The sequence below is a fragment of the Microbacterium terrae genome, assembly GCF_017831975.1.
Lineage (GTDB): Bacteria > Actinomycetota > Actinomycetes > Actinomycetales > Microbacteriaceae > Microbacterium > Microbacterium terrae.
The window spans coordinates 3,859,522-3,872,885 of sequence record NZ_JAFDSS010000001.1; the positions used below are offsets into that span (position 1 = coordinate 3,859,522).

Annotated in this window: 6 protein-coding genes; all 6 read right to left on the bottom strand. The window is 68.1% G+C overall.

What is annotated here, in order from left to right:
* Positions 1-34: 34 nt before the first annotated feature.
* The 6 genes from JOD63_RS17470 to JOD63_RS17495 all read right to left on the bottom strand — a co-directional run bounded on the left by JOD63_RS17470 (position 35) and on the right by JOD63_RS17495 (position 13,161).
* Positions 35-718 (bottom strand): rhamnogalacturonan acetylesterase, encoded by a 684-nt coding sequence (locus JOD63_RS17470; RefSeq protein WP_045274508.1) that lies wholly within the window; start codon positions 716-718, stop codon positions 35-37.
* The gene (locus JOD63_RS17475; RefSeq protein WP_045274507.1) at positions 715-1,332 is read right to left on the bottom strand and encodes a bifunctional 4-hydroxy-2-oxoglutarate aldolase/2-dehydro-3-deoxy-phosphogluconate aldolase; all 618 of its coding nucleotides are present in this window, start codon (positions 1,330-1,332) and stop codon (positions 715-717) included. Before JOD63_RS17475 ends, JOD63_RS17470 begins: the two co-directional genes overlap by 4 nt.
* Positions 1,329-2,234 carry a sugar kinase gene (locus JOD63_RS17480; RefSeq protein ID WP_045274506.1) on the bottom strand — a complete coding sequence of 302 codons (906 nt, stop codon included), beginning with the start codon at positions 2,232-2,234 and terminating at the stop codon, positions 1,329-1,331. The genes JOD63_RS17475 and JOD63_RS17480 overlap by 4 nt, the downstream gene beginning before the upstream one ends.
* Positions 2,231-3,430 carry a mannonate dehydratase gene (uxuA, locus tag JOD63_RS17485; protein WP_045274505.1) on the bottom strand — a complete coding sequence of 400 codons (1,200 nt, stop codon included), beginning with the start codon at positions 3,428-3,430 and terminating at the stop codon, positions 2,231-2,233. Before uxuA ends, JOD63_RS17480 begins: the two co-directional genes overlap by 4 nt.
* 21 nt (positions 3,431-3,451) lie before the next feature.
* The gene (locus JOD63_RS17490) at positions 3,452-7,126 is read right to left on the bottom strand and encodes a glycosyl hydrolase 115 family protein (RefSeq protein WP_045274504.1); all 3,675 of its coding nucleotides are present in this window, start codon (positions 7,124-7,126) and stop codon (positions 3,452-3,454) included.
* Between the two features lie 116 nt (positions 7,127-7,242).
* Positions 7,243-13,161 carry a glycosyl hydrolase 53 family protein gene (locus tag JOD63_RS17495; protein ID WP_052682343.1) on the bottom strand — a complete coding sequence of 1,973 codons (5,919 nt, stop codon included), beginning with the start codon at positions 13,159-13,161 and terminating at the stop codon, positions 7,243-7,245.
* Positions 13,162-13,364 lie beyond the last annotated feature (203 nt).

Sequence of the window (13,364 nt, forward strand, 5' to 3'; positions counted from 1 at the left end):
CGAGCAGGTGCTGGGGGAGTATTGACCGGCGTTATCAGCCGACCCCGCCTACGATCTCGATACCCTTCGCCGGCTGGTCGCCGTCTCGACGTTCAATCGCGCGGAGGCTCTTCGCGACGAACGCGGCGATCCTGCGGGCCCCGTCGATGCGGAAGTGGGTGTTGTCGACGAGGCCGTCGCGCCAGGCTATGGTCTCGCCCGGTGCGTAGTGCGACAGCAATGCGCGGGACTCCTCATCGCCGAGGTCTTCGTAGAGCCAGGTCGTGAACGCGGTCAGGTCGATGAGCGGAATGTCGAGGTCGAGCGCGAGGTCGCGGACGGCGTTGGGATAGTCACCGTGAGTCGGCGTGACGCGATCGCCATCGAACCAGCGCCGCTCGACCGGGGTGCACAGCACCGCCGTCGCGCCACCAGAGGACAGATCCTGGACGAAGCCGCGGAGCCGCTCGGCGTATCCGCCCCGCGAACCGAGCAGAGCCGGTTCCCTCTGGTCGTTGTGTCCGAACTGGATGACGACGGTGTCGCCCGGAACGATCGTCTCCAGGAGCGAAGCCCACGAGCCGAACTGGATGAATGACTCGGTGGTCGCCCCGCCGAACGCGAAGTTCCGCACCGAAGCGTCGACGAACTCGTGGAGGCACTCACCCCATCCAGCCATCGGCTCTTCGCCGGGCTTCATCGACGCGACGGTCGAGTCCCCGGCGAGCAGGTACGTCATGCGGTGACGGTCCGGCCGGCGAGGATCACGCCGAGCTTGGCGATCTGCTCCTCGGTGTCGAAGGCGGACCCGAGGGCGACGACGCGGCAGCCGGCGTCGAGGAAGGACTGTGCGGTCTCGGGGGCCACGCCGCCGGTGGCGACGAACCGCACCTGAGGGAACGGGCCGTGCAGGTGCTTGACCCAGGCGGGGCCGAGGCGCTCGGCGGGGAACGCCTTCTGCCACGTGAATCCGGCACGCAGCGCCGCCTGCACCTCGGAGCCGGTGCCGACTCCGGGGATATGGGGGAGCCCCGCGGCGACCGACGCGGCGGCGATCTCAGGGTCGAACCCGGGGGCGACCGTGAACGCCGCACCGGCGTCCTTTGCCGCCGCGATCTGCTCGAGCGAGATGACGGTGCCCGCGCCGACGTCGAGGCCTCGCTCGCGGGCCTTCTCGGCGACGGCGGCGAGCACGGTGTAGTCGTCGGGTTCCATGACGGGCACTTCCATGATCCGCACTCCGGCGTCCCAAGCCGCGTCGGCCAGGCGCAGTGTGCGCTCGAGCCCTTGGCTGCGGAAGATGCCCATCACGGGCACCTCGCCGAATGTCTTCTCGAAGTAGGCGTCGGTCATGGGTGGGTCTCCTCCGGGGTGGTGATGGTGGATGCCGCGGCCGGCGCGGCGGTGTCGTGTGGGCTCATCAGCACGGCGACAGCGGACGTGTGCCCGGCGGCGACACGCTCGGCGGGAGACTGATCGCGCAGGTACCCCGTGAGCCAGCCGGCGGCGAACGCATCGCCGGCGCCGACCGGCTCGACGACCTCCACACGCTTCGCGGGTACGCGGGTGACATCCTGGCCGTGGAACTCGACCGCTTCGATGTCGCCGTCCTTCACGACCAGGTGGGGCACGTCGGGCAGCAGGTCGCGGACCGATTCGGCGGTGGAGGTGCCCCACAGGTTCTCGGCCTCGTCGCGACCGACGAACACGATGTGCGCGCGGCGGGCAAGGCGCAGAAGCACGGTGGCCGCCGTATCCTTCGACTCCCACAGCACGGGTCGGTAGTTCACATCGAAGCTCGCCACCGCCGCGGTGTCGAGGATGTGCTCGACCAGGGCGTGCGCCGACGCGGACAGCGCAGGGGTGATGCCGGTGGTGTGCAGGACGCGCGCCGCCGGAGCCCCGTCGAGATCCGCGGGCGACAGCGCGGATGCCGCCGACCCAGCCCGGTAGTAGAACACCCGCGATCCGGTAGGGGATGGCTGCTTGACCATCAGCCCGGTGCGGCGCGCCGGATCGGTCCGCACACCGCCGACGTCGACGCCGCGCGAGGCGACGGCATCCCGAACCATCGCACCGAAGGGGTCGTCACCGACCCGCGATACCCACGCAGATCGGACCCCGAGCATCGCCGCGCCGATCGCGACATTGCTCTCGGCCCCGCCCGACGACAGCGCCAAAGCCGTGCCTTCGGCGAGGTCGCCCGTCACGAGCGCCATCGTCTCACCGACGGTCAGCAGCTCGGCGTTGGTCATGCGCCCGCGAGTGAACCGCTGAGAACCTGGGTGACGGCGCGCTCTACCCCACGCAGTTCGGCGAGGCCCTTGAGCCGGCCGATCAGCGCGTAGCCGGGGTAGGTGGGGCGGGCGAGATCGTCGAGCAGGAAATGGCCGTGGTCGGGGCGCATCGGGATGACAGCGGCGTCCTCTCCTGCCGCCGCCCGGCGCTGCTCTTCGCGGACGAGCTCTGTGATGACGCCGACCATGTCGGAGCCGCCATCGATGTGGTCGTCTTCGAAGAAGCTCTTGCCGTCGGCCTCGATGGTCACGTTGCGCAGGTGCGCGAAGTAGATGCGGTCCGCAAACCGGCGCGTCATCTCGACCACGTCGTTCGTCGCGACCGACCCGTACGACCCGACGCACATGGTCAGGCCGTTCGCCCACGAGGGCGCGGCATCCAACAGCCACTGCGCATCGTCGGCGTTCGAGACGACGCGCGGCAGGCCGAACAGCGGACGGGGCGGGTCGTCGGGGTGGATGGCCAGGCGGATGCCCGCCTCCTCGGCCGCCGGGACGACCGCGCGCAGGAACGTGCCGAGGTTCTCGCGGATGTCGTCGGCGGTCAGTCCGTCATACAGGGCGAGGCTCGCGCGAAGGCCGGCGAGCTCGTAGGACTCCTCCGAGCCGGGTAGCCCGAGCAGCACCGTGTTGCGCAGCTCGGTCAGCTCGGCCTCGCTCGCGCGGTCGAGGTAGTCACGCGCCTGCGCCACCTCGTCGGGTGTGTAGTCGGCTTCGGCGCCCGTGCGCTCCAGGATGAAGAGGTCGAACGCCGCGTGCGCGTTGAAGTCGAACCGCATCGCGAAGCCGCCGTTGGGCATCGCGTAGCGCTGCTCGGTGCGCGCCCAGTCGATGACGGGCATGAAGTTGTAGCAGACCGTCTTCAACCCACAGGCTCCGAGGTTGCGGAGAGTCTGCGCGTAGTTCGCGATCGCCTCGTCGCGCTTCGGCCCGCCCCACTTGATGTGCTCGTGCACGGGGACCGACTCGACGACCGACCAGGTGAGGCCCGCGGCCTCGATGACGGCCTTGCGCTTCAGGATCTCTTCGACCGACCACACCTCGCCGTTGGGGATGTGGTGAAGCGCCGAGACGATTCCGGTCGCATCGGTCTGACGGACCTCTGCCAGGCTGATCGGGTCGTCGGGGCCGAACCAGCGCCAGGTGTGCTCCATCGGAAGGTTCCGTCTTTCTGCTCAGGCGTCGACCGCGGTTGCGATCGCGGGGTGGTGCGGCGGCGCCACGGAGCGTGCCGTCGGCTGCCAGCGTGCATCGATGGGGGGAAGCTCGTTTCCGAGCGTGAGGTAGATGCGGTCCACGCGCAGTCCGGATTCGCGCGCGTGGATCGAGAAGGTATGGCGGCCCTCGGCGATCTCCAGGTCGGAGATGTGCGTCCAGACCCACGCCTGCCGCAAGCCGTACGTGCACAGCGAGCCGTGCGAGAACTGATCCTCGACTGGTTGCGGCACCCCGTCGAGCGCGATCACACACGAGTCGTCGCGGTCGTCCTGGAAGGAGACCAGGAGCCACACGCGGTAGGAGCCGCCGGTCGTGACATCGATCGCGAAGTGCATCGCCGGCGCCTGCAGCGGGTCGTGCCACCGCAGAGCGCGTGGGCGCACCTGGAGGGCAAGACCGACTCGCGCGGCGGACTCAGCCTGCGTGTGCACCCACCGCGCCGCGCCGCCCTCTTCGGGGGTGAGCCAGGCATGCCCCGTGTCAGCCAATGCGTCTTCGGCTTCGAAGGCGACCACACCTCCCGACTCGACGAGGGGGCCTGTGGCGATTCCCGCGAGAAGATCCTTCGCCACTGGCGGCTCGAGCGACTCGGGTTGCAGTGAACGCCTCGGCTGGGGTGCGGCGATCGGTCGACGGTTCGTCGTGTCACCGCTCCAGAAGCTGCGGTCCGCATACAGCTGATCCGGAGTGGGAAGTTCGTCGTCGCCGCCCCGGAACAGCGCGGCCAGCGAATCGCGCAGCGCCTGCATGTCGAGCGCTGCCGGATCGGGGTCGGACACGAAAGAACTGGGCCGATCGGTGTGCGTGCTGAACTCGGGACCGAGATTGGTCGAGGCGATCCGCGACGTGTAGATCACGGCCTTCGAGACGGCGAACGCCGGGTCGATCGCGTGCAGCGTGAGGGTGTGAGCCCCCGGCGCGAGGCGAGGCAGATGCACGCGGAGCCGCTCGACGTTGTCTTGAATGCCGGACGCCCAGTGACCCCGGTGCTCGTCGGTGGTCTCGCTCTCGACGACACGCGGTTCGTCTCCGTCGATGCTCACGCCGACACGGATTCGCCCTGTGGAGTCGAGCGACGGAAGCCGGTGGAGTTCGAGGACGTGCGTGCCGGGCGTAGCGAGATGGAATCCGAAGGTCGCCGTCGCCGTCGACGTGCCGTGCGCGCGGGACCCGTTGATGCGTTGGGCCATCAGCGCACCGTTCGCGTACCGCCCGAGGTCCTCGACGACCGACCATGCGTGGTCGCTGGACGGACGCACGGAATCGGGCATCGACGGATCGATGCTCACCACTCCGTCGGCCTCGATCCATCCGGGGTGTCCGGGGGCGATCGAGGGCGCATCGGCCACCTGGACCTCTATCACGGTGGTCTGCCCGGTATCGGGCGAGACGACACGGATCCGGCCACGGCGCCCTGCCAGCGCGCGCATGTCGGATCGCACCCGCACCGCAAGTCGCTGCTCTGTCTGGACGATCCCCGCGGCGGGCGACACCTCGATCCAGTCGTCGCAGTCGACCGCGAAAGCCGTGCCGGGGTGACCGAGCGACGACACCTCGATCCACTTCTCGGTGCGCCCATACGGTGCGAATGTGAGATGGCGCGCATCCGCGTACCCGGTACTCCACGCAGTGACGCCGAGCCCGTGCCCGGCGATGCGCAAAGCCGGAGTTCCGGGCGCGAACAGAGGCATGACCGGCGGAGGGAATGCCTCCGGGGTGAACATGCCGTCCCACCTGCCGTCCGACATCGTCGTGTTGTAGAAGTGGATGAGCCGGCGGCGAAGGTCTCCGAAGCTCCGAGCGGTCGCCACGTGCGCATCCGCAGCCGCGTGCCTTCCCTGCTCATAGGCGAGCGTGCTGCGGTCGGCGTAGACGAACTCGCCGTTGACGAGGTACGACATGTGGATCTTGATGGCGAACATCTGGAAGAACGCATCGCGCTCGTCCTCGGGCAGCTCCGCCATCAACGCGTTCGTCTCATCGAACAGCTCGCGCAGCGAGGCGAGGCGTCGCCCTGCCTCGTCGCCGTACCCGGTCTGCGAGAAGACGTCGGCCGACAGGTGCTCGTACTTGCGCTGGTTGTTCAGCTGGTAGTAGCGAGCGTAGATGTCTGCGGCCCGTGCGCCGAGAGATCCGCTGAACGTCGCGTTCGTCCACCGCTCGATGAAGGCGCGCACGTTCCCGGTGGTCGTCTCGCGCCCCGCCTCCCAGGCGCACCGCAGGAAGAACTCCGTCTCGATCTCGAGGGGCTTGAGGCCGCCGACGTTGTCGACCCACAGCTGCCGTATGCCGCCATCCCAGGCCTTGGTCAGTTCGGAACGCATGAGCGCGAGCGGAGTGGAGGAGGTGGCGAGGTAGCTCGTCGTGTAGTTCGACCAGTAGGACGAGTGGTAGTACAACCCATGGCCCCCTGCCCGCTCCCGCTCGGCGTCGGACGGAAACCGGCGGATGTAGCCGAAGTTGTCGTTCGCCCACACCAGCGTCACGTCGTCGGGCACCTGAAGACCCGCGTCGTACAGCGGCAGCACCTCTTTGTAGGGGATGAACAGCTGCGGCGGCCGGGTGGGGTCGACTCCGAGTGTGTCCGAGAGGATCGATCGCTGGTCCTCGATCGCCTTCTCGAGAAGCTCCACACGAGCGCGGAACTTGCCGTCGTCGTCGAGGGACTCGTCGGCGTCGATCGCGGCCGTCTCGAACCCCGAGTCGTGGACGCCACGGATGCCGACGGTCCACGTGACCTCGTAGTCGCCGTTCTGCTCGACGCTGCCCCGCCAGTACTCGCGCAGCGCATCGCGGTTGGAACCTTCGAGGGAGTAGTCGTAGATGACAGGTTCCGGCCGTGCCTGCGACCAGGGGGTGAACTCGTGGTTGTTGCTGCGCAGCAGCATGTCGCAATGGCTCGAGCCCACCACGATGCCCATCTCGTGAGCCAGGCGACCGTTCTCGGCGTCGTGGTTGAACGCGCCGACGTGCATCGCCGGCCAGATGTAGTTCCCGCCGAGCCGCAGCAGCAGCTCGAACAGGCGCTCGTACGTCTCAGGCCCGATCGTGTCGTCCGCAGTGTGCAGACGCGACCAGTGGAACAGCTCCTCTTCGTCGTTGATGAAGACGCCGCGATACCGCACCGACGGCCAGTCCGAGATCCGCGTGTCGCGGGGGAGCGTGATGTGATCGCGCGGGTGCACCGGCGCATCTGCCCACCACTGCCAGGGCGAGACGCCGATGGCGCGGGCGAATTCGTAGACCGCGTACACCGTGCCGCGGCGGTCTGTGCCGACGAGGTGCAGCACGTCGTCGACCACGGCGATGGTGAAGCCCTCCCAGCGAGCCGCGCCCGTCTCGTCGTAGAGGTCGCGCACGTCGAGGCGACCTTCCGCTACGGCGGTGTCGACAGCCTCGGAGACGCCGAGGGTGCCGACCACGATGCGTGTCGGAGCAGACGCGGAATCCAGGTCGACCTCCGCGCCGACCAGCGATCGGAGGTCGTCGGCGAGTCGCCGGGCGGCGCGCTGCACTGCTGCGGGCTCGGCGGGATCGAGGGCGAGCTGCAGTCGGGTGGCGCGTTCGGCGATGAGCACTCCGTCGTGGCGATCACGCAGAGAGAGGCGGTCGTGGTTCGGCGGTAACGTCATCGTGCTTTCCGTGGTCGTCGATCGTTCAGTGATCGTTCACTGAGATCAGTGTAGTGATCGTTCACAAAATGCCCAAACGGAGGGGGTGCCGCGGTGATTCGCGACACCCCCTCCGATCAGCCTCGCACGGTCATCTGGAGGGGCTGCGAACTCGTCGACCCGCTCGGATTGGTGAACACGGCCTGGATCGTGTGAACGCCGGGGCTGACGCCGGTGAAGTGCGCGGACGCCGTCTGACGGTTCGGACTGTTCGCCGCGAGTGTGCCCTCGGCGACGACCTGGCCGTCGAGCGTGAACGTGTACGACGTCGCGTTCGTGCCCCACCACATGTTGGCTGTGGCGGTGAAGTCGCCGTCGCCGTCCCAGTTATCGTGACTCACGGCGGGCACGCCCGGCGCGGCGGCGTCGACCACCACTGTCGTCGATGTCGTGGTGGTTGTGCCCTTCGAGTTGATCAGCTCGCTGGTGTACACGTACGTGCCGTTGGGTTTGCCCGTGAACCGCGTGGTGAGTGTCTGCGATGTGCCGACCGCGGCGCCCAGCACCTTGGTCGCCACGAGCTCGCTGTTCTCGTACAGGCGGAAGACCGACCCGGGGGTGCCCCACCACAGGTTCATCACGACGTCGTACGAGCCATCGTGGAGCCCGTGCGCCCAGCCGCTCGTGTTCGAGAGCACTCCGGTCGATGGTGCCTTCGTCGCGCCGTCGACTGGGACGACGAAGATCGTCGAGGTGGCGGTGGTCTCGAGCCCCGCATTGTTGGACGCGGTCGCGGTGACGGTCTGTTCGCCCGACAGTCCGCTGATGTCGACGTGCCCGTTCGCGGTGATCTCGTCGCCGGCGAGGGTCACCACGAGTGACCGGATGCCGCTCTCGGGGTCGGTGGCCGTGATCGACACGTCCAGGCCGTCGATGGCGTTCACGTCTCCGGTCGGCAGACCCGTCACCTCGGGTTCTGTGGCATCCTGCGGTGCCCCCCCGTCGACGTCCACGGTGATGCGTGCGGTCAGGGGGGTGTCCGCACCGAACGTCCACACGCGCACCGTGATCGTGGCTGTTCCCCGCCCGCCAGCGATCGCCCGGATGGCGGCTTCGCGGCCTCCGACGGACTCGAGTGCGACGACGCCGTCGTCGGTGCTGGTCCACTCGATGTTCGCGATGTCGGACGGACCGTCGCCGCCGGTCGGGGTGGCGATGAGCGTCAGCTGCTCGCCGTCGTCGAGTGCGATCGGATCATCGGCGGGGGAGACCGTATCCCCCGATTCGTCGATCACGGTCAGCTGCTCCGACGCGTTGGGTGTGTCGGTGATCGTCACCCTTACTGTCTTCTTCACCGAGGGGTCGGATGTCGCGGCGACGGTGATGTCGGCGGTGGCGGGAACGACGGCGCCGAGGTCGGCATAGGTGGTGACTGCCGATACGAGGCCGTCATCGTCCACAGCGACGATCTCGGGTGCCGACGACGTCCACGTGAGATCCTGCGGAGCAGTTGCCGGCAGTACCGACGCAGTGACCTGCTCAGAGACGCCGAGCGTGCCCGTCACCGGCACGAGTCGCACCTCGGTGGGATCGACCACGACCTCTCGCGCCGTCGCCGACGTCCCGTAGAAGTGGGCCTCCGCGACGGCGGGATACCAGACGCCGCTTCCGCTGCCGGCGGTCCACAGCTGCACTGCCGCTACATCGCCGGTGTACTCGGTCGCATCGTCGAAGGGAATCGTTCGGGTGGCGGTGATCGCGTTGTTCGCGCGAGAGGTGACGGTCACGGTCGCCTGGCGCGCTGCCAGGTCCAGTTCGGCGTGCACGGCGTACCACGCCGCGTTGACGTTCAATCCCGTGCCGACGGGAGTCATACCCGGGACGAGCGACGCCGCGTTCGCGCCCGTGAGCGCTCCGCCCGAGCCGATCGCGAGTTCCGTGCCTCGAATGAACTGCAGGGTGACGTACCGGTTGCCCGCACTGTCGGCGATCGCCAGGTATGCGCCGTTCGACGAGCCGGGAGTTCCGACGTTGTATGTCAGGTCGGCGACGACCGTGTCGTTGACGATCGGCTCGGCGAACACCTTCTGCAGGGCGCTCGGTCCTGTGCCGCTGCGCGATGTGTACACCAGAGCCATGCCGCCGGCACCTGTCGTCACCCGCGACGTCATCGCGGGAACACCGGAGACTGCAGTCTGCCCCCAGGTGAAGGTCGACCCGCGGTTCTCGAACGTCTCGCTCAGCTGCGGGACGTGCACAGTGGTCGTCGAGGTCAGGCTGCCGTCGCGCGTGCGTGCCGAGATCTCCGCCACTCCGGGAGCGACAGCTGTCACGGTGCCCGCGGGGTCGACCGTTGCCACCTGCGGCGTGTTCGACGTCCAGACGATGTCGGCATTGGTGGCATCGGCAGGCTCGACGGTCAGCGAGAGGGCCCGCTCCGGGGCATCGCCTACCGAGGGGTTGGCGAAGTGGTCGGACTGGAACCAGTGGGTTGCGGGCTCCAGTGTGAGTGCGGTCGCCTCGATCGCGTTCTCATGGACCGTGACGTGCGAGACGGCGGTCAGGTCGCTGCCGTCGGTCGTGCGCGCGGTGATGTCTGCTTCACCGGCGCCGACCGCGGTCACCTTTCCGCCCGCATCGACCGTCGCGACGGCCGGGTCGGCGGAGGTCCACGTCAGGGTGGCATCTGCGACGTCGGCCGGGGTCACGGTGGCGCCGATGGTGCGCGTCGCTCCGGCCGCGAGATGGACATCGGCGGGGAAGACAGCTAGGTCGGTCGCGCGCACCCCGGCAACGGTGATCGTGGCTGTCGCCGACGCCGACGGGTTGTCGTGCGAGACGGCGGTGACCGTCGTCACCCCGTTCTCGACGCCTCGGACCGTTCCCGAGTCATCGACGGTGGCGACCGACGGGTCGGCAGAGGTCCAGACCAGCTTGTTCAGCGTGGCGTTCGACGGGGTGACCGCTCCGCCGAGCGAGACGGTCGTGCCGATCGCGACGTGTGCGTTCGGCTTGGCGAGCGTGACTGCCGTGACGGCGACCTTGGCGGCCACGACGTGAACGGTCACGCTGGAGCCGCCGTCGGAGGTCGAGACGGTGAGGTCGGTCGTGCCCTCGTCGAGGATGTTCAGCTGGACTGTGTTGCCGCTGCCCGAGTAAGCACGGAGCTCTCCCTGTGGGGTCTGCCACGTCTCGCCCAAGAAGGTGGCCACGTCGGGATCGGACGAGGTGAACACGACCTTGCGGTCGGTGGCGCCGTCGGCGAGCGTCGTCGAAAGCTGCAGCTTCTCGAGCGCGGCCACGGTGATCGTCGCGCCATCCGTGAGCTCAGTCGCGCCTCGGCGGACGATGAGATCGCCCGCGTCGGCTGTCCCGGGCGCGGTCACCACCACCGGAATCGAGGCGGTGAGGTTCCCGCTGACGGCGGCGGTGACCGTCGTCGTCCCGGGGCCTGTGCCGACCACGTATCCGGATGGGCTCACGGTCGCGACGGTCTCATCTGCACTCGTGTACGAGATGGTCGACTCGGTGAGTACCCTGTCGACCGGCGCGACCGTGGGCTGGAGCCGTTCGCGTGACCCGACCGTGAGCTCCACGGCGTCGCCGGCGAGCGTGATGCCGGTCGGAGCGGTCGATTCGACCGCATACGCTTCGCGCGTCGTCGGGTCGTCCAGCGGTGACTGCATGTCGACAGGCTTGTCTTTCACGGTGCCGCGCATCAGGTACGCGCTCAGGCTGTCGAGCATGTCGCCGGTCTTGCCCGGCTGAGTCGAGCCCATCTGGGTGATCGCCGGATTGCCGTTGTTGAACATGGTGCGGGTGCTCACATCGGCCGGAACGCCCTGCTTCGAGCCGATGCCGCCCACGGGGATCCAATCGATCTCCCAGAAGTAGAAGCCGCGCATCTGCCCATACGGGTTGGGCACGTCCAAGGGCGCCTGCATGTAGTCGAGCAGCCAGTTGTACTGCCCGTTGACGCTGCGGCTGTAGTACTGAGACGGCGGAGTGATGACGTTGTCGCTCGCCCACGTGGCCTTGTAGCTAGTGAACGACACGGCTGCCTCGACGTTGACGTAGTCGAGGTGACGCAGCGCCGGGTCGGCGTTGAGCATCTCGGCCATGTTGAGGATGTTCGCACTCGAGCGCCCACCGTAGAGCGAGAAGGAGGCTCCGTCGATCTTGGCGCCGTTGTTCATCAGCCCCGTGAAGAAGCTCTGCGCGGCACTCGTCGAGTAGCCGTTGTTGGTGTGCGCCCATCCGGGTGCGCCGGGTGCGACCTCTTGGACGGCATCGTTGACGGCGGCGATCAGCGCCGCATGGCCGGCAGACGTGGCTCCCTTGCCGATCGGCCAGACCAGGCCGCCGTTCTGCTCGTTGCCCTGCTTGACGGCGATGATGTCGACGCCGGTGTCTGCGATCGCGGTAAGCGAGTCGCGCACATAGTTGTAGGTCGCCGATCGGATGTGGGCGAGGTCCGAGTTGGCCACCGTGCCGTCGTACGAGTGATCCAGCCACTCGTACGGCGTCGATGCCTTGCTTGCGCTGACGAAGCCGTCGCTCAGGTGGTAGCTGGGCATGAGGCTCAGGTCCAGGTCCGCGGCGCGCTCGGCCAACGCGACGGTGTGCACCTCGTCGAAGTAGCCCTCGTGCGAGAGCTTGAGGGTGTCGGGATAGGCCCCGCCGCCCGGAATCGCGTCGGTGACCTTGATGGGCTGGAGGCTGTCGTCGTAGAGCGTCTTGCCGGCATGGACGAAGATCATCCCGGTGATGGAGTTGACGCCGCGGTTGGAGAGAATCCGGAGCGCGTCCTGCTGAACGCCGTTGGCGAAGTACTTCGCGCCGTTGTCTTCGAGCACCTGCAGGTTGGACACATCCGCGCCGCGGATGTAACCCTCCTCGAGGGCGAAGACGTCGAAGTTGTCGATCCAGGCTCCGTCCGAGCCGTTGCCGGTCCAGTCGTCGGCGGGGGCGGCGCCCGACGCGGTAGCACCGTCGCCGTCGGCGAACACGCCGACGGACTCACGGTAGGCCTCGTCGGCGATGGTGTTCGCGTAGACCGTCACCTCCTCGTCATCTGCGTCGGTGGTGAAGCTCACGCTCACGAGCGAATAGCCCGCAGTGGCGGCGGGCGCCTGACGCAGCACGACGTCATCGGCACCCTTCACGCCGATGTTGACGCGGTTGCCGGTGGTGGATCGGGTGACGAGCGTCCCGATCGGCCCGAACCGATCCGTCTGCGTCGTGCTCGTATAGGTGTCCTCGCGCTCCACGCGGGCGCGGGCGGTGACGACATAGCGGGTGTCGGGCTCGACGGGGATCGTCTGGGAGATCGCCCCGCCGGCGCCGAGTCTCACGGCGCCCGACCCGCTGTCGGCGCCATCGGTGACGCCCGTCACGCGCGCGGCATCGTTGACGGCCCACCCCGACAGGCCGTCGTCGAACCCCCAGTTCTGCAGCGGGTTCACATCCTGCGAGTCGAGGGTCAGAGTGAGGCCGTCGACGAGGAGCGGCGACGAGCCTGCGGTGATCGTGATGGTGACCTGGCCGTTGTAGACCAGGACGTTCCGATGAGCGCCCTGCGCCCAGGTTCCGGCACCCGCAAGGTACACGTCGACCGGCGCGGTGGCGGAGGGGGCGCCCGTGTCGGTGGCCGTCAGGGCAGCGGCGTTGTTGCTCTTCGCGCCGTCGAACCAACCGGCCAGCGTGTAGCTGCCCTGAGCGATGCCGGTGACGGTGCGGGTGACCGAGGCGCCCGCCGCGAGGCGCACGTGCTGTGTGCCGTCGTGCGCGTGGCCATCTCCCACGGCGGTGACCGAACCAGTCGACGTCCAGCCGGAGAGGCCCTGCTCGAAGGACAGGTTGTCGACGGGCACGGTCGTTCCGGCAGGCACATGCGTGGAGCCGCCGACTGCATTCGCGGCAGTCGGAACGCCGATGGCGAGCAGTGCCGCCATGCCGAGCGCGAGCGACGAGCGCCACACCGGCGCCGTCCGTCGACGTGCCGCGCGGATGCTCGCAAGCGGTGGGGAAGTGGTGTCGAGCTCGTGCTGCGTCATCTTCGGCTCCTCGGTGAGCGACCGTCCTGGTCGCGAGCGGATCTTCAGTGATCGTTCACTACCGGAGGACGATAATGAACGATCACAATCGCTGTCAACTGTCGAGGCCCGGATATTCCGAATGCTTTGACGTGAAGGATGGCGTCGACTACGCTCACCCAGCATACGTGAACGATCACTTTGCGACAGCGGCGTCGATACGT

Coding starts and splice junctions, on each gene's coding strand:
- JOD63_RS17475 (WP_045274507.1), bottom strand. CDS start 1,332: ATGACCGACGCCTACTTCGAGAAGACATTCGGCGAGGTGCCCGTGATG.
- uxuA (WP_045274505.1), bottom strand. CDS start 3,430: ATGGAGCACACCTGGCGCTGGTTCGGCCCCGACGACCCGATCAGCCTG.
- JOD63_RS17490 (WP_045274504.1), bottom strand. CDS start 7,126: ATGACGTTACCGCCGAACCACGACCGCCTCTCTCTGCGTGATCGCCAC.
- JOD63_RS17470 (WP_045274508.1), bottom strand. CDS start 718: ATGACGTACCTGCTCGCCGGGGACTCGACCGTCGCGTCGATGAAGCCC.
- JOD63_RS17495 (WP_052682343.1), bottom strand. CDS start 13,161: ATGACGCAGCACGAGCTCGACACCACTTCCCCACCGCTTGCGAGCATC.
- JOD63_RS17480 (WP_045274506.1), bottom strand. CDS start 2,234: ATGACCAACGCCGAGCTGCTGACCGTCGGTGAGACGATGGCGCTCGTG.